Source organism: Streptomyces sp. NPDC017246 (genome assembly GCF_044331325.1).
GTDB lineage: Bacteria > Actinomycetota > Actinomycetes > Streptomycetales > Streptomycetaceae > Streptomyces.
Map to the genome: position 1 here is coordinate 44,343 of NZ_JBIRMW010000023.1, position 22,146 is coordinate 66,488.

At 71.2% G+C, this 22,146-nt stretch carries 18 protein-coding genes; 8 read left to right on the forward strand and 10 right to left on the reverse strand.

Features of this window, described 5'->3' with window-relative positions; translation table 11 throughout:
- Window positions 1–159: 159 nt before the first annotated feature.
- The 4 genes from ACH4MY_RS35590 to ACH4MY_RS35605 all read right to left on the reverse strand — a co-directional run bounded on the left by ACH4MY_RS35590 (window position 160) and on the right by ACH4MY_RS35605 (window position 6,277).
- Window positions 160–552, reverse strand: coding sequence for a VOC family protein (locus ACH4MY_RS35590; protein ID WP_398008624.1), 393 nt, complete (start codon window positions 550–552; stop codon window positions 160–162).
- Window positions 549–851, reverse strand: coding sequence for an ArsR/SmtB family transcription factor (locus tag ACH4MY_RS35595; protein ID WP_398008626.1), 303 nt, complete (start codon window positions 849–851; stop codon window positions 549–551). The genes ACH4MY_RS35590 and ACH4MY_RS35595 overlap by 4 nt, the downstream gene beginning before the upstream one ends.
- A 21-nt stretch (window positions 852–872) precedes the next feature.
- Window positions 873–4,061 carry a phosphocholine-specific phospholipase C gene (locus tag ACH4MY_RS35600; RefSeq protein WP_398008628.1) on the reverse strand — a complete coding sequence of 1,063 codons (3,189 nt, stop codon included), beginning with the start codon at window positions 4,059–4,061 and terminating at the stop codon, window positions 873–875.
- A 221-nt stretch (window positions 4,062–4,282) separates the two neighbouring features.
- Window positions 4,283–6,277 (reverse strand): choice-of-anchor A family protein, encoded by a 1,995-nt coding sequence (locus tag ACH4MY_RS35605; RefSeq protein WP_398008629.1) that lies wholly within the window; start codon window positions 6,275–6,277, stop codon window positions 4,283–4,285.
- Between the two features lie 800 nt (window positions 6,278–7,077).
- Between ACH4MY_RS35605 and ACH4MY_RS35610 the strand changes: the two genes are divergently transcribed.
- Window positions 7,078–8,862 carry a bifunctional metallophosphatase/5'-nucleotidase gene (locus tag ACH4MY_RS35610; RefSeq protein ID WP_398008631.1) on the forward strand — a complete coding sequence of 595 codons (1,785 nt, stop codon included), beginning with the start codon at window positions 7,078–7,080 and terminating at the stop codon, window positions 8,860–8,862.
- A 17-nt stretch (window positions 8,863–8,879) separates the two neighbouring features.
- Here ACH4MY_RS35610 and ACH4MY_RS35615 read toward each other — a convergent pair whose 3' ends face one another.
- Window positions 8,880–9,497 (reverse strand): flavodoxin family protein, encoded by a 618-nt coding sequence (locus ACH4MY_RS35615; RefSeq protein WP_398008633.1) that lies wholly within the window; start codon window positions 9,495–9,497, stop codon window positions 8,880–8,882.
- Between the two features lie 65 nt (window positions 9,498–9,562).
- On the opposite strand from ACH4MY_RS35615, the gene ACH4MY_RS35620 reads away from it, so the two are divergent.
- The gene (locus ACH4MY_RS35620; RefSeq protein ID WP_398008634.1) at window positions 9,563–9,907 is read left to right on the forward strand and encodes a MerR family transcriptional regulator; all 345 of its coding nucleotides are present in this window, start codon (window positions 9,563–9,565) and stop codon (window positions 9,905–9,907) included.
- A gap of 87 nt (window positions 9,908–9,994) precedes the next feature.
- On the opposite strand, the gene ACH4MY_RS35625 is transcribed toward ACH4MY_RS35620, so the two are convergent.
- Window positions 9,995–10,354 (reverse strand): MerR family transcriptional regulator, encoded by a 360-nt coding sequence (locus tag ACH4MY_RS35625; RefSeq protein WP_398008636.1) that lies wholly within the window; start codon window positions 10,352–10,354, stop codon window positions 9,995–9,997.
- 59 nt (window positions 10,355–10,413) lie between these two features.
- On the opposite strand from ACH4MY_RS35625, the gene ACH4MY_RS35630 reads away from it, so the two are divergent.
- Together ACH4MY_RS35630 and ACH4MY_RS35635 are read left to right on the forward strand one after the other, a co-directional pair.
- On the forward strand, window positions 10,414–10,743 hold the full coding sequence (locus ACH4MY_RS35630) for a putative quinol monooxygenase (RefSeq protein WP_398008638.1): 330 nt from the start codon (window positions 10,414–10,416) through the stop codon (window positions 10,741–10,743).
- A gap of 113 nt (window positions 10,744–10,856) precedes the next feature.
- Window positions 10,857–12,239, forward strand: a complete 1,383-nt coding sequence (locus ACH4MY_RS35635) for a glycoside hydrolase family 26 protein (RefSeq protein ID WP_398008640.1) — start codon at window positions 10,857–10,859, stop codon at window positions 12,237–12,239.
- A gap of 16 nt (window positions 12,240–12,255) precedes the next feature.
- Here the strand turns inward: ACH4MY_RS35635 and ACH4MY_RS35640 are convergent, their stop codons facing one another.
- From ACH4MY_RS35640 to ACH4MY_RS35650, 3 genes are all read right to left on the reverse strand, one after another.
- Window positions 12,256–12,795 carry a hypothetical protein gene (locus ACH4MY_RS35640; protein WP_398008642.1) on the reverse strand — a complete coding sequence of 180 codons (540 nt, stop codon included), beginning with the start codon at window positions 12,793–12,795 and terminating at the stop codon, window positions 12,256–12,258.
- A 222-nt stretch (window positions 12,796–13,017) separates the two neighbouring features.
- Window positions 13,018–14,625 carry an alpha/beta hydrolase gene (locus ACH4MY_RS35645; protein ID WP_398008644.1) on the reverse strand — a complete coding sequence of 536 codons (1,608 nt, stop codon included), beginning with the start codon at window positions 14,623–14,625 and terminating at the stop codon, window positions 13,018–13,020.
- 373 nt (window positions 14,626–14,998) lie between these two features.
- On the reverse strand, window positions 14,999–15,649 hold the full coding sequence (locus ACH4MY_RS35650; RefSeq protein ID WP_398008646.1) for an alpha-ketoglutarate-dependent dioxygenase AlkB: 651 nt from the start codon (window positions 15,647–15,649) through the stop codon (window positions 14,999–15,001).
- 241 nt (window positions 15,650–15,890) lie between these two features.
- On the opposite strand from ACH4MY_RS35650, the gene ACH4MY_RS35655 reads away from it, so the two are divergent.
- Both ACH4MY_RS35655 and ACH4MY_RS35660 read left to right on the forward strand, forming a co-directional pair.
- On the forward strand, window positions 15,891–17,081 hold the full coding sequence (locus ACH4MY_RS35655; protein ID WP_398008648.1) for an NAD(P)/FAD-dependent oxidoreductase: 1,191 nt from the start codon (window positions 15,891–15,893) through the stop codon (window positions 17,079–17,081).
- A 10-nt stretch (window positions 17,082–17,091) separates the two neighbouring features.
- Window positions 17,092–18,021 carry a sigma-70 family RNA polymerase sigma factor gene (locus tag ACH4MY_RS35660; protein WP_398008650.1) on the forward strand — a complete coding sequence of 310 codons (930 nt, stop codon included), beginning with the start codon at window positions 17,092–17,094 and terminating at the stop codon, window positions 18,019–18,021.
- A 158-nt stretch (window positions 18,022–18,179) separates the two neighbouring features.
- Here ACH4MY_RS35660 and ACH4MY_RS35665 read toward each other — a convergent pair whose 3' ends face one another.
- Complete coding sequence (locus ACH4MY_RS35665) at window positions 18,180–18,500, reverse strand: L-rhamnose mutarotase (RefSeq protein WP_398008651.1); 321 nt, start codon at window positions 18,498–18,500, stop codon at window positions 18,180–18,182.
- A gap of 224 nt (window positions 18,501–18,724) precedes the next feature.
- On the opposite strand from ACH4MY_RS35665, the gene rhaI reads away from it, so the two are divergent.
- Together rhaI and ACH4MY_RS35675 are read left to right on the forward strand one after the other, a co-directional pair.
- Window positions 18,725–19,891: an L-rhamnose isomerase gene (rhaI, locus tag ACH4MY_RS35670; protein ID WP_398008653.1), complete on the forward strand. Its 1,167-nt coding sequence runs from the start codon at window positions 18,725–18,727 to the stop codon at window positions 19,889–19,891.
- 177 nt (window positions 19,892–20,068) lie between these two features.
- Window positions 20,069–22,108 carry a bifunctional aldolase/short-chain dehydrogenase gene (locus ACH4MY_RS35675; RefSeq protein WP_398008655.1) on the forward strand — a complete coding sequence of 680 codons (2,040 nt, stop codon included), beginning with the start codon at window positions 20,069–20,071 and terminating at the stop codon, window positions 22,106–22,108.
- Window positions 22,109–22,146: the final 38 nt, after the last annotated feature.

The following is a 22,146-nucleotide window of genomic DNA, read 5'->3' on the forward strand; positions in this document are numbered from 1 at the left end:
CAAGCCTCCGTACGGATACGCGAGATGGCGATGTGCCGCCCCCGTCACGACGGTAGGGGAAGGGAGCCGGGACGCACATCGGGGAGAGCCCCTAGGGTGCCCCCGACCTTCACACCCGCCCGCCGCCCCCGGTCCCGGCTCCGGCCCCGGCCCCGGCCCCTATGCCGGCTCGGTCGCGATCTGGATCAGGTTGCCGCACGTGTCGTCGAAGACGGCGGTGGTGACGGGGCCCATGTCCATGGGCTCCTGGAGGAAGCGGACGCCCAGGCCGTGCAGGCGCGCGTACTCCGCGCGCACGTCGTCGACGGCGAACTGGGCGAGGGGGATGCCGTCCTGGACGAGCGCGTCACGGTAGGTCTTGACGGCCGGATGTCCGGCGGGCTCCAGGAGGAGCTCGGTGCCGCCGGGCTCCTCGGCCGAGACGACGGTCAGCCAGCGGTCCTGCTCCCCGAGCGGGACGTCGTGCTTCTTCGCGAAGCCCAGGATCTCGGTGTAGAAGTGCAGGGCCTTGGCCTGGTCGTCGACGAAGACGCTGGTCAGATGGATCTTCATGGGGTGTTCTCCTCCGGTCGGGATGCGTCGGGCACGAGCCAGCGCTCGGCTATCTGCCGCAGCGGGGCCGTGTTCAGGTCGTGGAACTTGTACCGGCCCTCCCGTCTGGTCTCGACGAGTCCGGCGGCCTCCAGCACGGCGAGGTGCTGGGAGACCGCCTGACGCGAGATGCCGAGCTGATGCTTCATGCTCAGTCGCGAGCAGATCTCGAACAGTGTCTGTCCGGATTTCTCCGTGAGCTCGTCGAGGATGGTCCGGCGGGTGGGGTCGGCCAGGGCTTTGAAGAGGTCGTCGGCCACGACCCCAGGATAGGCAAGGTTTCACTTGCCTATCAAGTCGAGGCCTGCCCCACCCCGGGCCGCCTGGACAGGCCAGCCCAGGCGGATGTGGTCCACCGCCCAGAACCAGTTGTTTCCGGCGTCGTACATCCGGAAGCGCAGGGTCACCGTGCGGGCCCCCGCCGGGACCGTGAACTCCTTGGTGACCGCCGTGTTCTCCGCGTCCGGCGAGCCGGGGCCGTACTGCAGCAGGACCCTCTCCTCGCCGGAGTCGAAGACCGCGCGGACCTCGGCCTTCTGGTCGCCCTCCTGCCGGTAGTGCGAGTCGAAGTCCACCCGGAGGGTCGTACGGCCGGCCGGGACCGGGACGGCGGGTGAGACCAGGGTCGAGTCGAAGCGGCCCTTGCTCGCGGGCGCACCGGTGTCGTCCCAGTCGTCCGGGTCGGCGACCGCGACGACGCCCAGACCCCGGGTGAAGTTCGGGCGGTTCTGGGCGCCGGCCGACCAGGCGCGGCGGGTGTGGAAGGTCCAGCCCTGGAACATCGGCGTGCCCTGGGGCATCGAGGCCGCGTCGACGACCGACCAGCCCTCCGGTGCCGTCGCCGTCCAGCCGAGCACCTGGCCGCGCTTGACCAGCTTCCCGGCAAGCGACTGGAAGTCCTCCGCGAGCAGATGACCGCTCATGGTCGGGGCGATCCGTGCCTGGATCTCGCCGTCGGCGAGGCGCAGCCCGTCCGCCGCCCGGCCGCGGGCGACCGCGAGCAGCCGGGCGGAGCCGTAGGCGGGAGCGTCGGAGGGAGCGGTGACGTCCCAGCTCGCGGTGGCCGTGGAGCCGGCGGTCAGGGTCCGCGGCGGAGTGTCCGCGACCGGCTTCGCCGTCCACCCGGACGGCGGTGTGAAGGCGATGGCGACGTCGTGGAGCTCCACGGGTCCCCGGTTGGTGACGGTCGCGGTGAAGCGGGCCGTGGTGCCGCCCGCGACGACCGGCTCGTCACCGGCGGCGGTGGCGACCTCGACGGTCAGGGCGTCGGGCAGCCCCATCGCCGGATCGGTGACGCCGCGCGTCCGGCCCCGGTCGTGGTCGTGGCCGCGGTCGCGGTCGCGGTGACGGCCCTGGTTCCGCTCGGCGAAGCGGCCGGCGAAGCGGCGCAGGAACCCGGGGTCGTCGGCGGCGCTCACGGCGATGTCGTACCAGCGCTCGGCCGGCACCCGCAGCTTCACGGTGCGGTCGTCGCGCGCGCCGACCCGGACCTCGCGGACGCCGCCGCCGTACGCCAGATCGCCGACGAGCACGGTGCGGGAGCGGCGGCCACGGTTCTCGATCTCGATCTCCAGGTACGCGCGGTCGCCCTCGCGCTCCTCCTTGAGCCGGGCCTCCAGCGCGTCGTCCGTGTCGCCGCGCAGATGCCAGAGCGAGCCGTTGGGGCCGTGGATCCGGAGGTCGTAGCCCTCTCCCTGGAGGGCGCGGGCGCCGGTGAGCCGCTCGCCCGCGCCGACCGTGTAGAAGTCGGGGGTGCTGCCGGGCTCCGCGTACACCTGGAAGACGGCGGCCTGTCGGCCTCGGTTGCGGAGGTCCAGTGAGACCCGGCCGTCCCGGACCTCGGAACGCAGCGACAGGGCGTACGGCACGGGGCGCGCCGGGCGGGTGCCGCGCTGCTGGCGCGGGAAGAACTGCGGCGAGGGGACGGCGATCGACGGCTTCCCGGCCGCCGCGTCGGCCTTCGCGCGGTTGCCGCCGGTGTCGGGCAGCTCGGGCCAGACGATGTCCTCGCCGGAGAAGTCGAAGACCGACGTCAGATCACCGGCGACGGACCGGCGCCACGGGCTGATGTTGGGCTCGCGCACCCCGAAGCGGCGCTCCAGGAAACGGATCACGGAGGTGTGGTCGAGCACGGTGGAGTCGACGACGCCCCCGCGGGTCCACGGCGACACGACGAGCATCGGTACGCGGAGGCCGAGACCCATGGCGTGCGGTCCCGAGACCAGGGTCTCCCCGGCGGGCAGCGTGTCCGACCAGGTGAGGCCGCCGTCGGTGGCACGTACCCGGTAGCGGCCGTCCTGGGAGACGACCCGCATCGCCGTGGCCCCGTCGGCCTGCCGCACCCGGACGACGACCTCGCCGTCCACGGACATCGTGGCTCTGCCCCGGTCGGCGGAGAGCGGCGGCACGGGCGGCATGGCGTGGTCGAAGAAGCCGCCGTGCTCGTCGTAGTTGAGGATGAACACGGTCTTGGCCCACACCTCGGGATGGTCCGCGAGCGCCTCGATCAGTCGCGCGGTGAGGTGCTCGCCGTACGGCGGGGGCCAGCTGGCGTGCTCGGAGAGCGCCTCCGGTGCGACGATCCAGGACACCTGCGGCAGCCGGTCGGCTGCCACGTCGGCGCGGAACGCCTCGACGAGCGCGTCGCCCATCTTGTGCCCGTCGCCCTGGTCGGCCGCGGCGCCGACCATCGCCATGCCCTTGTCGTGGAGCGGCTCGCCCTGCTTGGCCTGCTGGAACGGGCGGAACCAGGCGAGGGCGTTGTCGTCGTAGTTGTCGCGGGCCTGGTACGTCCTCCAGCTGACCCCGGCCTTCTCCAGACGCTCGGCGTAGGTGGTCCAGGTGTAGCCGCCCGGTATGGAGCTGTTGTTGTGGACGACGGTGTCGTTGACCGTTCCACCGCTGGTGCCGGTCATGAAGTGGTCGCGGTTGGTGTTGGTGTTGCACTGCACCGACGCGTGGTACTGGTCGCAGACGGTGAACGTGGTCGCCAGCGCGTTGTAGAACGGCATGTCGGTGGGCTCGTAGAAGCCGTGGCCGAGCCAGCCGCCGGTACGGCCGGTGACATAGCCGTCGGCACGTCCGTCGTTCCAGAGCGGGAAGGAGTCGATGAAGCCGAAGGCGGGGGCGCCGTTCCGGTAGGCGTTGGTGTGGGCCGCGTTCATCGCGAAGGGCACGAGATGGCCCTCGGCGCGGGAGGGGTCCGGCTGGTGGAACACCGACTTGCCGTTGGTCCCGCGGACGGCGGTACGGTCCCCGAGACCGCGGACGCCGGCCAGGGTCCCGAAGTAGTGGTCGAAGGAACGGTTCTCCTGCATCAGGACGACGACATGCTCGATGTCCTCCAGCCGGCCGGGGCGAGCGGGCGCGGCGAGGGCCTCGCGCACGCTCAGGGGCAGCGAGGCGAGCACGGCGGCACCGGCGGCACCGCCGAGGAGCGCGCGGCGGGAGACGTCGGGGGAGGAAAGCACGGGGGACTCCTTGGTCTTTCGGCCTTGTGAGCTTCCGGCCTTCCGGCCTTCGGCCCATCGGCCTTTCACATCCGGATCTGTTGGGTCCAGACCCGTTATGTGTAGGAGATCTTGGAGTCACCCACCCGGGCGGCCGGTGAACGCAAGACGAACAACCCCGCCGAACCGGCACAGAGCCGCGCCCACCGTCACATCGGACGGTGGGCGCGGCTCGTCATCGCTCAGACGGTACCGGTGCGGCTCTTGGCGCTCTTGGCGCTGCTGCCGCTCTTGGTGCTCTTGCTGCTCTTGCTGCTCTTGCTGCTCTTGCCGCTCTTGCCGCTCCGGTCGTCGGGGCACGAGCCGTACCCCTCGTCGCCGTACCCCTCGTCGCCATAGCCGTCATCGCCATAGCCCTCGTCGCCGTAGCCCCCGGGCTCGCAGGGGTCTTCGGCACGGCTGTTGTCCAGCCGGGCCACGACGACCTTCTGGTCACCGTCGACGACGTAGGGGCCCGTGACCGGATCGGCGGGCAGGACGTAGCCCTCCGGGACGGCGGTCTCCCTCAGGTAGTAGGAGCCGTTCTCCAGCGTGCCGAAGGAGCAGAGGCCCGCCGCGTTCGTGGTGCACGGTGTCCCGACCCGGGTGTCGGGGTCGGGGTCGCCCGTCTGCAGGCCGGTCCGCCCGTTGGTCTCCTCCCACAGCTCGAAGGTCGCACCCCGCAGCGGCAGGCCGCTGTCCGCGTCGGACTTGAGGAGCTTGACCGAGCCGGTGCCGGGCGGGACCGGTGTGCGGCTGTTGGTCGCGGTGACGGACACCCCTGCCGCCGCGTTCGCCTCCGTCAGCACCAACGGCCCGAAGACGGCCGGTGAGGGAAGGTCGTAACCGTCAGGAGCATCCGTCTCCTGCCAGTAATACGTCCCCGTCTCCACCGTCCGCTCGCACACACCGTCCGCACCCGTCGTACAAGCGGCACCCACCTGCGTATCCGGGGTCATCCCACCCGTCTGCAGACCCGTCGTACCGTTCGTCTCCTCCCACAGACGGAACGTCGCACCCGACAACGCCGCACCCGACTCCGCATCCGTCTTCACCACCCGCACCTCACCGGTGACCGTGTTGGTCCCGTCGCAGTTCGGAAGGTCGCCGTTGAAGGGGTAGGCGTGGAACTCCTGGCCGCCGCCGCCCGATGCGGCGGTGGTGTGGGTCAGGGAACCCGTCGTGAAGAAACGGCCGTTGATACCGGGCAGGGTGACCGTCGTGCTCGACGTCTGGTTGCCGATGAGGAAGCTTCCCTGGAACTGTCCCGTGCCGGCGAGATTCACCGTGGTGGCGTCGGGGAAGTTCCACAGCAGTCGCTCGCGGTACGAGTTCAGCGGGTCGGTCTCGTCGTCGATGCCACCGCTGTACGTGTTGATCGTCCGGTCGGCACCGAGGACGTTGACGAGGATCGTCGCGGTGTCGGGGATGCCGGCGAAGACAACCCCCTGTTGGCCGTCGTTCGCCGTCTCCATGTCGAAGTCGACGTTGAACACCTGGAGTTGTGAGGTCCCGTCACCGGTGAAGAGCGTCTGGCCGCCCTGGTTCTCCGCCGTACCGGTGGGCGTCCGCGGCTCGCCGTCGACGCGGGCGTAGCAGCGGCTCGCGACGGTGAGACGGTCGCGCAGCCCGGTGTACGGCACCACGGCGTTCGCGTCCTCCACGAGGGTGCCGGTCACCGTTCCCGAGACGGCGCCCGCGTGACGGACGATCCCCTGTTCGTTCAGGAGGCCGCCGGTGGTGTCGAGGGTCTGGCCCGCGGCGACGGTCACGCCTCCCCCGGTGGTGAGGAAGTCCGATCCGTCGGGCGGAGGGACCCGGGATCCCACACCGACGATGCCGAGGTTGTAATTGCCCCCGGCGGCCGCGTCCTTGTTCTGGTCGAAGTCGTCCAGGACGACGACCCGCCCCTCGGCCTCGGCAGCCCGGCCGCGGACGAGGAAGTCGTCCCCCACGAAGATGTTGATCGCCGCGTCGCGGCCGGCGATGGCGCCGTTGTCGATCTCGGGGAAGGGGACGGGACAGTCCCCGGGGACACAGGGGCCGAGCCCTCCGGGCAGCGGGGCTGCGAGCGCGACGGACGCCGTCGGGCCGAGCATGAGCGCGGGGACCGCGACAAGGGACACGGCGCACGCGAGCCCGGCGGAACCGGCGCGTCCCCATGGACGCACGGGTCGCCGGTGACTGAGTGTTCTCATGGCGCGAGTCTCGGTTCCCGCTGATCAACGCACCATGCGCGATGCCCGGCGTTGATCCGGTCGGGGACGGCACTCACCGGTTGGCGTGAAAGGCGCCTGCCAGATGGAGCAGGGCAATGGGATGCCGCCGGTGACACGGCCGGGCTCCCGGACCTGACCCCAGACCCGCTCCCAGCCCCATGCCGGTGCCGGTGCTGGTGCCGGTGCCGGTGAGCCGGGGGCGGCCCGTACGGTTCCAGGGCACTGCCGCAGCACCGCCGGGGCAGCCGTGATCCGGCGACGTCACTCCCCCGCGCATACGGACCCGCCGCTCAGGGTCGACACGCCGGCCACGATCCCGGTCCTCCCGGGCCGTCCGTCCGTCGAGGACGCGGGCGAGTCCGGTCGGCCTGCGGCCCGCCCGGCCGCAGTCCTCCGCAAGGAGACGCGGCGGCGCCGAGCGACCGCGCGGCAGAACCGGACGAACGGGCGTGAAGGCCGGCCCCTCCGCACCACTCGCACCCGGAGCCCAGCCCGTGCACGCCCATCGCACCCGGAACCGGGCCCGAGCCCACCGCTCGCACGTGAAGGCCGGCTCAGGCGTGCCTGACGAACCCGCCCGTCGGCAGCGGCCGTCTTCGGCTGTGGGACCACGGCAGTTGGGGTGAAGGCCAACCCGCGTTCCAGTCGCCCGCCCGCCGGGCCACGCTTCGCTGAAGCGGTCATTCCCCATGCCTTGGAGCGCAGTACGACGTTCATGGCCATGACACCGACGGGGGCTGAGATGAGTGTGCTCGTCCCACTCCGAAGGAGTCATCGCCTTGAGAAACTTCCTTCGCCGGATCGGCGTCATCGCCGCGGGCACCGCCCTTCTCGGCGGCGCACTGTCCGTCTCACCGGCAGCCGCAGACGACACTGTCGATGTCCAACTCCTCAGCATCACCGACTTCCACGGCTATCTGCAGCCGCCCACCGCAGGGCAGGGCGGATCCATCCCCACCGGGCGCGGCACCTCGGTCACCGTCGGCGGCGCCGCCTATCTCGCCACCCATCTCCAGCGGTTACGGGCCGGCCACCCCCACTCCGTCACCTTCGCCACAGGTGACAGCTTCGCCGGCTGGCCCTTCGAAGTGGACGCCTTCCAGGACGAGCCGACGGTCGAGGTCCTGAACAAGCTGGGCGTGCGTTTCTCGGCCATGGGCAACCACGAACTCGACGTGTCCCCGGAGTTCCTGGTCCAGCACATGGAGGAGGGCCGCTGCTTCGGCACGGTCGACGTGGACAGCTGTTTCACGGACTCCACGGGCCGACGCTTCCGCGGCGCGAACTTCGACTTCCAGTCGGGCAACATCGTCCACGCGCAGACCGGCCGTCCCGTCGTGGATCCGTACCGCGTCGAGTGGTTCCGCTCCGCCGGCGGCAAGCGAATACCGGTCGGTTTCATCAGCACGACCGTGGAGGGTGCCGTCACCAACTCGACGTCATTCCAGCCTCAACTGCGCGCCCTCGACCAGGCGCGGACGATCGAGCGCTACACCAAGGAGCTCAAGCGCCGGGGCGTCGAGGCCATCGTGCTCAACGTGCACGAGGGCGGTTCGCCTACGGACACCGCGACCGCGGGCTACAACGCCTGCGACTCCGTCTTCGGTCCGGTCTTCGAGCTGGCGAAGAAGGTGCCGGCCGAGATCGACGCGATCGTCACCGGCGACTGGCACTGGCGCTTCAACTGCATGGTGCCGGACCCGGCCGGCGTACCCCGCCCCATCGTGGAGGCCGGCAACCACGGATCTGTGATCAATGAGATCAACCTGTCCCTCGACACGGCGACCGGTGAGGTCCTCAGGGACCGCACCCGATCCCTGAACCACGCGGTGACGCGCGACGTGGCACCGGACCGGGACGTCCAGAAGATCGTCGACTACTGGGCCGCGCGCGGAGCGGAGCGGTTCGCCGAGCCGCTCGCCCGGCAGACGGGCTCCTTCACCCGTACGCCGAACGCCGCGGGGGAGAGCACGGCCGCCGACCTGTACGCCGACGCGCAGTACTGGAACGCCAACCGCACACGCCAGGGGCGGGCCGATCTGGCGCTGATCTCCGCGCGGCCCGCGAAGGGCAGCAACGCCGTACGCGGTGACCTGCCGTTCGCGAAGGGAAGCCACGCCGCCGACGCGGACGGACGCATCCTGTTCGGCGAGTCCTGGAACGCCTACGGCTACGGCAACCCGGTCCTCACCGTCGGCGTGAAGGGACGCCGGCTCGACGCGATCCTCGAACAGCAGTGGCAGACGCAGACCGACGGGACGGTGAAGTCCGCGCCCCTCGCCGTGTCCCGCAACGTCTCGTACCGCTACGACCCGGCACGGCCCGTCGGCGACCGGGTCTCCCCCGGTGACGTCGTCATCAACGGCCGGCCCCTCGACCCCGCCCGTACCTACCGGGTGGCCGCACTCGCGTACACGGTCATCGGAGCCGACGGATACGGCGCCTTCGCCGGCTACACCGCGCCCGTCCGCAACGGACCCGACCACGAGAGTTTCGTCGCCTACCTCAAGGCCCACAAGACGATCTCTCCGGCACCCCTCGACCGCGTCCGCGTCAAGAGCTGACGGCGGCGGGCACAGCGCTACCCGATCTCCGCGAGCTCCTCGGACGGGAACAGAGCCTGCGGCGTCTCCCCCTCGAAGTACGTCTTCGCCCGGGCCGTCGCCCGCGCGTCGCCGCGTACCTGCCCCGGCCGGGATCCATTGCCGAGCAGGACCCCGCCGAAGCGCATCCGCAGGTAGGCCGCCGTGTGGTTGAGGGTGGTCACCATTCCGTCGGCGACGGCCTCGTCGTCATCCGACATGGCCGTCACCGCCCACAGTGTCCGGCCGGCCATCCTCTTCTTGAAGTCCAGGTCCGGAACTCCGAGCCAGCCCGACCAGTAGTCGAGGTAGCGCTTGGTCTGGGCGGAGAGGGTGTACCAGTAGAGCGGCGAGGCGATCACGATGTCGGTGGCCTCCAGCGTGGCCTCCCGAAGCATCAGCTCACTCTCGGAGACCTGCCAGTCGCCGTCCTCGTGGCGTCCGTCCTGGAAGTCCGGCAGGGTCAGCCGGTTCAGGTCGACCCAGCGCTGCGGTACGTCGGCGGGCAGCGCCTCGGCGGCGGCCCTGGCGAGTATCTCGGTGTTGCCGTCGGAGCGGGAGCTGCCCAGCACGAACAGGAACGATCGGTCCGCGGTAAGCGGGGAATGATTGGTCATGACCGGACGCTAAGGCTTGACACTGATGTCAAGGTCAAACCCGGACGGGTGGAAGGCGGGCACGCATGCTGATCGGGGAGCTGTCCCGGCGCACCGGAGTGAGCACCCGGCTCCTGCGCTACTACGAGGCGCAGGGGCTGTTGGAGGCCCGGCGCGGACCGAACGGCTATCGCTCGTACGACGAGGACGCCGTGGCCACCGTCCGCCAGGTGCGGGCCCTTCTGGCCGGCGGACTGTCCACGGAGGTGATCCGGGTCGTCCTGCCCTGCACGGGCAGTGACGGTACGCAGCTGGACTGGTGCGCCGACATCCGGGAGCTGATGCACCGCGAACTGGCCGCCACCGACGCCCGCATCGACGACCTCCACCGCCGACGCACCACCCTGGCGTCCTACTTGAACGGCTCGTGACCTCAGGCCCTCCCGAGGTCCCGGCTTCTGGTGAGGAGGCCACCCGTACCCGGCGGCCGCCGAGTTCCACCGCCGTGGTGGTGGCGCCTACGCGAGTGCCGGCGCGTCGGTCCGGGCGGCGGAGATGAGGCCGACCAGCGAGGTGCGGGTTTCCGACAGTGCGGAGATCCGGTCGTCCAGACCTCTGAGGTGTTCCTGGAGGGTCTCCAGCCGGCACTCCGCGACCGTACCGTCCTGGCGGACGCAGGGCAGGAGATCGCGGATGACCCGGGTCGGGAGGCCGGCGTCCAGCAGGGCGCGGATGCGGCGGACCGCGGCGGTGGCGTCGTCGTCGTAGCGGCGGTGGCCGCTGTCGAGACGGTGGGACGTCAGGAGGCCCTGCTCCTCGTAGTAGCGCAGGAGCCGGACGGAGGTGTCCGTCGCGACGGCGAGCTCGCCGATCTTCATGTGGCGCTCCTCACAACCTCTTGAATCTCACATTGATGTGAGATCTTAGCGTGGGGGCCATGACGAACACGGATCGACCCCTCTCCCTCTACGGATTCCTTCGCCCCCGGCCGGAGCGCGCGGACGAGGTCCGGCGCATCCTCTCCTCCCTCGTGGAACCCACCCGGCAGGAGCCCGGCAATCTGCAATACCACCTCCACGAGCACGAGGACGGCCGCTTCTTCCTGTACGAGGTCTGGCGCTCCCAGGAAGACCTGGACCTGCACAACGCGACGCCCCCTCTGAGGGCCTTCCTGGACAACCTGCCGACCTTCCTGGAGGGAGCCCCGGAGGGCTACTTCGACACCATGCTCAGCCCCTATCCCGAGGCGGAACCGTCTTCCGTCTGAGGTCTCGCGGTACGTCGGCCGGCAGGGCACCCTCCACGCTCCGCGCCCCGTCCGGCGTCGACCCTCCGGATAGCATCGATGTTCGACGTTTTTCTGTTCTGGGGGACCGAATCATGCGCAGGCGTACGTTCGTCACCGCTCTCGGCGCCGCTGTCGCGGGCGGCGCTCTGCCGGTCGTCACCGCGGGGAGCGCGGCCGCCGCACCGCTCATCACGCCCACGCTGACCGGGAGGGACCCGGCCGCCTCGCTCAACGCCCGGGCCGTGTACGCGCATCTGGTGCGGCTGGAGAACAACGCGCGCTCCGGGAACCGCCCGATGACGGTGATCGGCCAGCACATCGAGGGCCAGCAGGAGCTGTTCAACGCCTCCTACGGCGACGCGGGCGGCACCACGCACGTCGGCTACTACTACAAGAAGGCCCGGGACATCACCGGCAAGCTCCCCGGCTTCCTGGAGATCGACCTCGGGCCGGGGTACGGCGCGGCGGACGGCTGGGGGGCGTACGAGGACCGCTCGTACAACCGGCCGCTCGGGCTGCCCACGGGGCGGCGTCAGTGGCAGTACGTGGACGATGTCGTCGACGTCGCGACGGGCGTGTGGAAGGGGCTGCCGCGGGCGGCGGACGGCACGTACAACCCGGCGGGCGTCATGGTCCGTTCCGACGGCGGGAGCGCGGTCCTCGCGAACGGCGGGGCGGCGGCCGGGATCGTCGGGGTGAGCTTCCACCAGCCCTACCCCGGATCGCCGTTGAAGGACTGGAGCCGGGTGCTGACCCAGGTGCGGGGGCAGCACCCGGGCGGCAGCGACGGGAATCCGGTCGCCACGCTCACGACCGACCAGGCGTGGTTCGACCGGGTGGTCGACTGGGAGTCGGACACTCCCGAGTACCGGGCCCTACTGGAGGATCTCGGCTTCCTGGCCGCCTCGTTGTCGCACTTCGCGGCGTACGACATTCCCGTACTGCTGCGGCCGTACCACGAGATGAACGGCGGCTGGTTCTGGTGGGGAGGCCGGACCCCGGCGAGCTACAAGAAGCTGTGGCGGATCACGTACGACTTCCTCGTGAGGACGAAGGGCCTGCACAACCTGATCTTCGTCTGGTCGCCGAACGCCTGGAACCCGCAGGGCGACGACGTGCCGTGGGACTACTACCCGGGGGCCGATGTGGTCGATGTCGTCGGCGTCGACGACTACGCCCCCTCCTCCTCCGCCTCGGACCTCACCCACACGTACTACACGGGGCTCGTCGACTACGCGAAGCCGCGGATGCTGGCCGAGACGTGGAACATGCCGATCACGGCCTCGGGCCGGAACGCGCTGACCCGCAGCCCGTGGGTGATCTGGAACATCTGGGGGTCCGGCATGACCAGGACGGACATCAACACCCACGCCGACGTGAAGGCGACCTACTACGCGGCCGACCAGGTGCACACAGGCGGTTCGGGGTCCGGTTTCGGCCAGAACTTCGACTGGGGGTCGCTCCACGCGCACTGAGCGGAAGGGACGGGCCTCAGTTCTCCCGGTCCGCGCTGGAGAGGGCATCCGTGATCAGGCGGGTGGCGAAGTCACGGTCGTCGGTGATGCGGTTGATGTGCTCCGCGAGCAGGAAGGCCGTGGCCTCCAGGGGATTCATCTCCTCCTTGGTCCAGTCTCCGTACTGCCGGCGCCACAGGCCCGGGCTCAGGCCGACGCCCGCCGCGACGAGCAGGCCGGCCATGGTGGGGATGACCTCGGGGCGGACGCTCCTCGGCGTCATCCGCATGCTCGCGACCAGGCTGGGCACGACGTACGCGAGGACGTCCTTGTCGTGGTCCTCGTACGCCAGGCGCAGCCACTTCATGAACATGAAGATGAGCGTGCAGGTGCCGTCGAGCATGTCGCGGGCGCCCGTGGGGCCCAGGGACGCGGTGAACTGCTCGATCAGCTCCTGTTGTTCGGCGTCGGTCTGGGTCCTGCCGTCGTAGATGCCCTTGAGCCGGGAGTCGATCATCAGGACCGCGGCACCTACATCACCGGCGGGGGCGTACTGGGGGTCGCAGGGCGATGCCACGGGATGCCTCCTCACATGACCGCGGCGAGCGGCGCGGCATGTCCGTACCGTAGACCGCCGCTCGGACCGTGGTCCGGCGTTTCGGCGACCGTCCGTGGTGGCGCCGTGCCGGTGGTACGACAGTGGGGCCCTCGTGGCACGAGGGCCCCACTGCACGGGCGGACAGCCGTATCGGTCAGGTACGGATCGCGCGGTCGCTCGGATGCATGTACGCCCCGGCGGTCAGAAGCGGTCCCCCCGGCCCGGGAGGCCCGGGATGCCCGGAGGCGTCGGCAGCGGAAGGTCCAGGCTGTTCCGCGCCTGGGCCGGCGTGGCCTGGCAGGTCACGTCCGCGGCGGGCAGCCTGCCCGTCGTCAGATAGTCGGTGGCGGTCTTGTCGGCGCAGGACTTGGAGCCGTAGATGCCGTGGCCCTGGCCGCCGAGGACGGTGACCATCCGCGCGCCCTTCATGGTCCGGCGCAGCCCCTGTCCGCTGACCAGCGGAGTCTGGGAGTCCCACTCGTTCTGCAGGATGAGCGCGCCGACGGAGTTGTTCACCTTGGTGGCGGGCTCGGTCCCGTTCTTCCAGAACGCGCACGGCTTGATGTTCGAAGCGAAGTCGCCGTACAGCGGGTAGGTGGCCTTGTCGCGGATCGCGTCGCGGCGGTACTGCTCCGGGTCGCGCGGCCACGCGCGGGTGTCGGCGCAGGCCACGGACCAGAAGGCCGCGTCCGAGTTGTCCGAGGGGACGGCACGGGCGAACGACGGCGGTACGGGACGGGGCGACGTGCTCCGTCGCGAGGGCGCCGGGACCGGAGTCCCCCCGGCGGCCTTCTTGAGCTCGGCGATCGCCTCGGCGGCGCCCTTCACGTCGAAGAACATGGCCCGGCCGGCGCGGATGTCGTCGCCGGTCAGCAGCGTGCCCTGGAAGTCGATCGGCTTGCGGTCCGCCTGGGCGACCAGATCCCAGTAGGTCCTGCCGACCTTGGCGGCGGTGTCGCCGAGCCCGTACGTCGCGTTCCGCTCGGCGGTCCACGCGCTCCAGCGCTTGAACGCCGGCTCCGCGCCCTCCGCCCACACCTGGATCATGCCCCGCCAGATCCGCGCCGGGTCGACCGCGCTGTCCAGCACGAACCGGTCGGACCGCTTCGGGAACATCTGCGTGTAGACGGCGCCCAGGTACGTGCCGTAGGAGTACCCCAGGTACGAGATCTTCTTCTCGCCGAGCACGGCACGGATCACGTCCATGTCCCGTGCGGTGTTGCGCGTGGTGAGGTGAGGGAGGACGGACCCGCCCTTCGCCCGGCATTTCTCGGCCACGGTCCGCGCCCAGCGGACGTCCTTGCCGAACGTCGAGGCCTTGTACGGGCGCTGCCAGTTCAGCTCGTCGTCGTTCAGACCGCAGCTCACGGGCGAGCTCTGACCGACGCCCCGCGGGTCGAAGCCGATCAGGTCGTACTGCTCCTTCACCGCGTTCGGCAGCTCCGGGCCCATCCACAGGGGCATGTCCAGCCCCGGGCCGCCGGGGCCGCCGGGGTTGAGGAGCAGGACCCCGCGCCGCTTCTGGAGGCTGGTCGCCTTGATCCGGGACACGGCGACGTCGAGCTTCCTGCCGCCCGGCCGGGTGTAGTCGAGCGGCACCTTGAGCGTCGCGCACTCGAAGTTCGCCGGTCCCTCGGCCTCGCAGCGCTTCCAGCGCGGTGTCTGCTGCGTGTACGGCTTCAGGGAATCGGCGGTGGTCGCCCACCGGGGTGACGGGCCGGCCGCGGACGCGACGGCGGGCGTGAGAGCGGGCAGGAGCGTCGCGACCGCGCCGATGGCCACGAGGGGTGCTATTCGTCTGCTTCGCACAGTGAGTCAGATCCTTGCGGGAGGTGGATGATCCGTCTCATGCACCCTTGCTCAGCAAGCAGTTGCGCGAATCCCTCCCCCGGCCACCCTTGCCTCCGACCACAGGAGGAGCGCGCCCCCGCGAATGGTTCCCGAGGCGGAGAACGCAATCCGTCGTTTTCCCGTCCGGCCCCACCGACCGTCCCCGCTCATCCCCGTCCGGCCTCACCGACCGTCCCCGCTCACCCCCGTCCGGCATCACGCGGTCCCGCTCCAGAACCTCCCAACGGCGCTTCTCGATCAGCGTCTTCTACAGGAAGCGCCAGGACGCGCGCTGCCGGTCCTCGACCCGCCGGTAGCGCCGGAAGAAGCACCTCGGCAACGAGCGCCGGGCTCAGCGGACCCCGCGGGGGCGGAACTGGACGCTGATGCGGGGTCCGACGGCGCGGCTCGTCTTGGGCACGGCATGGTCCCAGGTCCGCTGGCAGGAGCCGCCCATCACCACGAGATCCCCGTGACCGAGCGGGAGGCGGAGAGCGGTCGGACCGCCGTCGCGCGGGCGGAAGGCCAGATCGCGGGGGTCGCCGAGGGAGAGGATGGCGACCATCGTGTCGTGGGTGTGGGAGCGGCCGGTGCGGTCGCCGTGCCAGGCCACGCTGTCACGGCCGTCGCGGTAGAGGCAGAGGCCGGCGGAGGCGAAGGGTTCGCCGAGCTCGGGGCCGTAGTGGGAGCCGAGGGCCTCCCGGGCCTCGGTGAGCGCGGGGTGCGGGAGGGGGGCACCCTCACCGTAGTGGGCCAGGAGCCGCGGTACGGCGACGACGGTGTCGTACATCGGCCGCTCCTCGGCCCGCCAGGCCACCCGGTCGGCCAGCTCCTCGAAGAGGGCGTCGGAGCCGTGCAGCCAGCCGGGGAGGTGGTCGACCCAGGCACCGTCGCCCAGCACCGTCCGCCGGAGGCCGTCCAGCGGGCCGAACCGTATGTCGTCACCCTGATCGAACAGCGAGCCCTGGAGTCCGGGCAGGGCGGGGGGTCGTGGCGCGGTCATGGTTCCAGCGTAACGAAGAACCGAACATACGAGCGAATGACGTTGCCGCGGCCCCGCCCCGGCGGAGGCCTCGCTCCGGCGACGGCCCTGCCCCGGCGGTCGATCCGGAGGCGAACGAGAGGGCCGAATCGCAGGGCGGACCGACCCGATCCCCCGGGTGACCCGCATCACACTCACCTCCTGTCAGCAATCGGGGACCCGTCTCGTTCAAGGGGCACGCCAACGAGACAGGGGCAACGCCATGAAGCACCGCATCGTCGTACTCGGCGCCGGATACGCCGGGGCCTTCGCCGCCGGAAACCTGGCCCGCCGGCTCTCCCCCTCCGACACCGAGATCACGGTCGTCAACGCCGCGCCCGAATTCGTCGAGAGAATGCGGCTCCACCAGTTCGCGAGCGGCCAGGACCTCGCGTCCCGCCAGCTCGTCGACGTCTTCGCGGGCACCGGGGTGCGGCTGCGCATCGCGCGCGTCACGGGCGTCGACCCCGAGCGAAGGACCGTCGCCGTGACCGGCGAGAACGGCGAGGACGAGCTCGGCTACGACACGCTCCTCTACGCGCTCGGCAGCTCTGCCGCCCATCACGGCGTCCCCGGCGCGGCCGAGTACGCCTACGACGTGACAGGCCGGTCCTCGGCGCTGCGTCTGCGCGAACGCCTGGCCGGGCTGGGCGCGGGCGGCACCGTACTGGTCGTCGGCGAGGGGCTGACCGGCATCGAGACCGCCACCGAGCTCGCCGAGTCCCGGCCCGACCTCTCGGTCGCCCTCGCCGCCCGGGGCGAACCGGGCGCCTGGCTGTCGTCGAAGGCCCGCCGCCACCTGCGCCAGGCCTTCGACCGGCTCGGCATCACCGTCCACGAGCACACCGGCATCGAAGCCGTCGAGCCGACACGGGCGATCGCCGCCGACGGCACGTCCCTCCAGGCCGACGTGACGGTGTGGTCGACCGGCTTCGCCGTGCACCCCCTCGCGGCCGCCGCCGGCCTGGAGGTCGCCGAGACCGGCCAGATCGTCGTCGACCGCACCATGCGCTCGGTCTCGCACCCGGACGTCTACGCCGCCGGTGACTGCGCCTACGCGATCGGCGAGAACGGCCGACCGCTGCCGATGTCCTGCGCCTCGGCCGGCTACACCAACATGCAGGCGACCGCCGCGATCATCGCGCGCCTGACCGGCGGCCAGGTCCCGACCACCGGGCTGAAGTACCACGGCAACCACATCAGCCTCGGGCGGCGGGACGCGATCTTCCAGATGGTGGACGGGGGCGCCCGCTCGAAGCCCTGGTACCTGGGCGGCCGGACCGCCGCGCGCCTCAAGTCGGGCGTGCTCGGTACGGCCGGCTGGGGCATCGCCCATCCGACCTTCGGCCTGCCGAAGCGCAGGCGCAGCCTCGCCACCGCGCCCGACCGGGCCGGTGTGAGGGTCGCCTCCTAGGCTGTTCGGCATGGACAGTTCAGCCATCGATCGCTTCGAGGCCAGCCGGGGCCGGCTGGCCTCGCTCGCGTACCGTCTGCTCGGCTCGGCGGCCGACGCCGAGGACGCCGTGCAGGACACGTTCCTGCGCTGGCAGGCGGCGGACCGCGCACGGGTCGAGGTGCCGGAGGCGTGGCTGACCAAGGTCGTCACCAATCTCTGCCTCGACCGGCTCCGTTCCGCGCAGGCACGCCACGAACGGGCGTCCGGCGCCTGGCTTCCCGAACCGCTCCTCGAAGGCGACCCGATGCTCGGCCCGGCAGACACCTTCGAGCAGCGCGAATCGGTGTCCCTGGCCGTGCTGACCCTCATGGAACGTCTCTCGCCGGTCGAGCGGGCCGTCTACGTCCTGCGCGAGGCGTTCTCGTACAGCCACGTCGAGATCGCCGGGATCCTCGGCATCACCGAGTCCGCGAGCCAGCAGCATGTCCACCGGTCCCGGAAGCGCGTCGCCGCCGAGCGCCGCCGCGGCGGCGAGGCCGACCCCGCGTCCGCGCGCCGGGTCGTCGAGGAGTTCCTCGCCGCCGCCACGTCGGGGCGCACCGAACGGCTGGTGGCACTGCTCACCGACGACGTGACGGCGGTCTCGGACGGCGCCGGACTGGCCAGGCGGCTGCTGCGGTACACGACGCGCGAGCGGGTCGCCTCCTACGTGCGGGCGGGCTTCAAGCCCACGGCGGCGAAGCGGCGGTTGGCCGGCGGCTCGCCCGCGATGCACATCGCGCGGGTCAACGGCTCCCCGGCCGTCCTCGCCGTGGTCGACGGGCGGATCGTGGGCGCCGTGGCGTTCGACGTCGGCGACGGCAGGGTCGCGTCCCTGTACGGCATCGCCGCCGCGGACCGGCTCACACGCCTCAACGAGGCCTGGCGGCCCGACGCGCCGGTCATCCCCGCATGGTGACCGGGGCCGCCGGAAACCCGTGACCCGAGCCGGAGCGAGGACGGCACCCGTACGGCCTCCGCTCCGCGCCGCACAGCGGCTCCTCGGCTCCTCGGCTCCGGAGCCCCATGTCGCCGGGCGTCCCGCGGAGAACCTCCGACGCCGCGGGAGACGCCGCGTCAGGCGAGGTGGAAGATCTCGGTGAGGGGGCGCATGGCGGCGTCGGGTGCCCGCCCGTCGAGCTCCTCGAAGAAGCCGGCCATCTCGGCCTGCCAGCGGCCGTTGACGTCGGTGGCGTCCATGGCGGCGCGGGCCCGCTCGAAGTCGGGGGTCTCCAGGTAGCCGACGAGCAGGCCGTCCTCGCGCAGGAACAGCGAGTAGTTGTGCCAACCCGTCCCGGACAGCGCGTCGAGCATCTCGGCCCAGACCTCCCGATGGCGTTCGCGGTACTCGGCGGCCCGCTCGGCCCGGACCTTCAGTAGGAAGCAGACGCGCTGCATCAGGTGCCCTTTCCCGGGGATGCCGGAGCGACGGCCGTCACCGAAGCAGTCACTCCGGTCTGAAATGTTTCATTCGGATGGCCCGGAAGCTAGCCGTACCCACCCTGCCGGTCAAGTGCGCTCGTACATGTGGGCAGTCCAGAAGCTTGACGACCCCTACGTCCGGGGCTAGCTTCCCTCACGTAATGAATCGATTCACTCCGTTCACTCAGCCCGAGGTGACCATGCCTGACACCGCCGCCGCGAAGGCCGCACTCGCCGGCCAGCGGATCGAGACACCCTCCTGGGGCTACGGGAACTCCGGCACCCGGTTCAAGGTGTTCGCACAGCCGGGCGTACCGCGGACCCCCCGGGAGAAGCTGGACGACGCGGCCCAGGTGCACGCCTTCACCGGCGTCGCCCCCAAGGTGTCCCTGCACATCCCGTGGGACAAGGTCGACGACTACGCGGCCCTGAGCACCTACGCGAAGGAGCGCGGCCTGGAGCTGGGCGCGATCAACTCCAACACCTTCCAGAACGACGCCTACCGGCTGGGCAGCGTCTGCCACCCCGACCCGAAGGTGCGCCGCGAGGCCGTCGACCACCTTCTGGAGTGCGTCGACATCATGGACGCCACCGGCTCGAACGACCTCAAGCTCTGGTTCGCCGACGGCACCAACTACCCCGGCCAGGACGACATCGTGGCCCGCCAGGACCGGCTGGCGGAGGCGCTGGCCGAGGTGTACGCGCGACTCGGGGACGACCAGCGGATGCTGCTGGAGTACAAGTTCTTCGAGCCGGCCTTCTACACGACGGACGTCCCGGACTGGGGCACCTCGTACGCCCACTGCCTCAAGCTCGGCCCCAGGGCGCAGGTCGTCGTGGACACCGGCCACCACGCCCCCGGCACCAACATCGAGTTCATCGTCGCCTTCCTCCTGCGGGAGGGAAGGCTCGGCGGTTTCGACTTCAACTCGCGCTTCTACGCCGACGACGACCTGATGGTCGGCTCCGCCGACCCCTTCCAGCTCTTCCGGATCATGCACGAGGTCGCCAAGAACGACGGCCTGGCCCCCGCCACGAACGTCGCCTTCATGCTCGACCAGTGCCACAACATCGAGGCGAAGATCCCCGCCGTCATCCGCTCGGTGATGAACGTCCAGGAGGCCACCGCCAAGGCCCTCCTCGTCGACCTCGAATCCCTCACCGCCGCGCAGCACGCCGGTGACGTCCTCGCCGCCAACGCGGTCCTGATGGACGCCTACAACACCGACGTACGCCCGCTGCTGCGCGAAGTGCGGGAGGAGCGGGGGCTCGACCCCGATCCCGTCGCGGCGTACGCCGCCTCCGGACGGCAGCGACGGATCGAGGCCGAGCGGGTCGGCGGGCAGCAGGCGGGCTGGGGAGCCTGATCTCCGTACCTGCGGAACCTGCCACGGCTCCCCCAAGCTCCCGGTCACCCCCACACCGTCCGGCTCCTCCGAACCCGCCGTCGCCCCACACCACCCGTCGCCCCCCGCCCTCCCCGCCGTCTCCCGACCGTCCGTCGCCTCCGACGCCTCCGACTCCCCCGAAAGGCTGAATCCCCCATGGCCACCCACCCCGAAGTCGCCGCCCTCCTCAGCCGCGCGCGCCGACTCGGCTCCGATCCCCGCACCACCAACTACGCCGGCGGCAACGCCTCCGCCAAGGGCACCGCCACCGACCCGGTCACCGGCGGCGACATCGAGCTGATGTGGGTGAAGGGCTCGGGCGGCGACCTCGGCACGCTCACCGAGGACGGCCTCGCCGTCCTGCGGCTCGACCGGCTGCGGGCGCTCAGGGACGTGTACCCGGGGGTGGAGCACGAGGACGAGATGGTCGCCGCGTTCGACTACTGCCTCCACGGCAAGGGCGGCGCCGCCCCGTCCATCGACACCGCCATGCACGGCCTGGTGGACGCCGCCCACGTCGACCACCTGCACCCGGACTCCGGCATCGCGCTCGCCTGCGCGGCGGACGGCGAGGCACTGACGAAGGAGTGTTACGGCGGGAAGGCGGCGTGGGTGCCGTGGCGGCGCCCGGGCTTCCAGCTGGGCCTGGACATCGCGGCGATCAAGGAGGCCCGTCCCGAGGCCGTCGGTGTGGTCCTGGGCGGGCACGGCATCACCGCCTGGGGTGCGAGCGCCGAGGAGTGCGAGGCCAACGCCCTCTGGATGATCCGTACGGCGGAGACGTTCCTCGCCGAGCGGGGCGGGAAGCAGCCCTTCGGTGCTCCGCTGGACGGCTACGGCGCACTGGACGAGGAGCGGCGCCGGGAACGGGCCGCCGCCCTCGCGCCCGTGATCCGGTCGCTGGCCTCCCAGGACCGGCCGCAGGTCGGCCACTTCACCGACTCCGAGGCGGTCCTCGACTTCCTCGCCCACGACCGGCACCCGCGGCTCGCGGCCCTGGGCACCTCCTGCCCGGACCACTTCCTGCGGACGAAGGTCCGGCCGCTGGTCCTGGACCTGCCGGCCACGGCCGGGCTCGGCGAGGCGGTCGCCCGGCTGAGGGAACTGCACACCGCGTACCGCGAGGAGTACGCCGCCTACTACGCGCGGCACGCCACCACCGGCTCCCCCGCGATGCGCGGCGCGGACCCGGCGATCGTCCTGATCCCGGGCGTGGGCATGTTCTCCTTCGGCAAGGACAAGCAGACCGCCCGGGTGGCCGGAGAGTTCTACGTCAACGCGATCAACGTGATGCGCGGTGCGGAGGCGGTCTCCTCGTACGCGCCGATCGAGGAGTCGGAGAAGTTCCGCATCGAGTACTGGGACCTCGAAGAGGCCAAGCTGCGGCGCATGCCGAAGCCGAAGCCACTGGCCACCCGGGTGGCCCTGGTGACGGGCGCCGGCTCCGGCATCGGCCGGGCCGTCGCGCACCGGCTGGTCGCCGAGGGGGCGTGCGTGGTGATCGCCGACCTGAACGGCGAGACCGCGGCCGCGGTCGCCGAGGAGCTGGGCGGCCCGGACAAGGCGGTGGCGGTCACCGTGGACGTGACCTCCGAGGAGCGGATCGGCGCGGCGTTCCGCGAGGCCGTCCTCGCCTTCGGCGGTGTCGACCTGGTCGTCAACAACGCGGGCATCTCCCTCTCCAGGCCGCTGCTGGAGACCACCGCCCGCGACTGGGACCTCCAGCACGACATCATGGCCCGGGGCTCCTTCCTCGTCTCCCGCGAGGCCGCCCGCGTGATGACCGAGCAGGGGCTCGGCGGCGACATCGTCTACATCACCTCCAAGAACGCCGTCTTCGCCGGCCCGAACAACATCGCCTACTCCGCCGCCAAGGCCGACCAGGCCCACCAGGTCCGGCTCCTGGCCGCCGAACTCGGCGAGCACGGGATCCGTGTCAACGGCGTCAACCCCGACGGGGTCGTCCGCGGCTCCGGCATCTTCGCCGCGGGATGGGGTGCCCAGCGGGCCGCCACCTACGGCATCGAGGAGGAGAAGCTCGGCGAGTTCTACGCCCAGCGCACCCTCCTCAAGCGCGAGGTCCTCCCCGAGCACGTCGCGAACGCGGTCTTCGCCCTCACCGGCGGCGACCTCACCCACACCACCGGCCTGCACGTCCCCGTCGACGCGGGCGTCGCCGCGGCCTTCCTCCGCTGAGGGCCCCTCGATCGCCCTGGGGCGGGTGACTGACGCAC

Coding starts and splice junctions, on each gene's coding strand:
- ACH4MY_RS35605 (WP_398008629.1), bottom strand. CDS start 6,277: ATGAGAACACTCAGTCACCGGCGACCCGTGCGTCCATGGGGACGCGCC.
- ACH4MY_RS35615 (WP_398008633.1), bottom strand. CDS start 9,497: ATGACCAATCATTCCCCGCTTACCGCGGACCGATCGTTCCTGTTCGTG.
- ACH4MY_RS35655 (WP_398008648.1), top strand. CDS start 15,891: ATGAAGCACCGCATCGTCGTACTCGGCGCCGGATACGCCGGGGCCTTC.
- ACH4MY_RS35630 (WP_398008638.1), top strand. CDS start 10,414: ATGACGAACACGGATCGACCCCTCTCCCTCTACGGATTCCTTCGCCCC.
- ACH4MY_RS35590 (WP_398008624.1), bottom strand. CDS start 552: ATGAAGATCCATCTGACCAGCGTCTTCGTCGACGACCAGGCCAAGGCC.
- ACH4MY_RS35665 (WP_398008651.1), bottom strand. CDS start 18,500: ATGCAGCGCGTCTGCTTCCTACTGAAGGTCCGGGCCGAGCGGGCCGCC.
- ACH4MY_RS35660 (WP_398008650.1), top strand. CDS start 17,092: ATGGACAGTTCAGCCATCGATCGCTTCGAGGCCAGCCGGGGCCGGCTG.
- ACH4MY_RS35635 (WP_398008640.1), top strand. CDS start 10,857: ATGCGCAGGCGTACGTTCGTCACCGCTCTCGGCGCCGCTGTCGCGGGC.
- ACH4MY_RS35675 (WP_398008655.1), top strand. CDS start 20,069: ATGGCCACCCACCCCGAAGTCGCCGCCCTCCTCAGCCGCGCGCGCCGA.
- ACH4MY_RS35650 (WP_398008646.1), bottom strand. CDS start 15,649: ATGACCGCGCCACGACCCCCCGCCCTGCCCGGACTCCAGGGCTCGCTG.
- rhaI (WP_398008653.1), top strand. CDS start 18,725: ATGCCTGACACCGCCGCCGCGAAGGCCGCACTCGCCGGCCAGCGGATC.
- ACH4MY_RS35625 (WP_398008636.1), bottom strand. CDS start 10,354: ATGAAGATCGGCGAGCTCGCCGTCGCGACGGACACCTCCGTCCGGCTC.
- ACH4MY_RS35620 (WP_398008634.1), top strand. CDS start 9,563: ATGCTGATCGGGGAGCTGTCCCGGCGCACCGGAGTGAGCACCCGGCTC.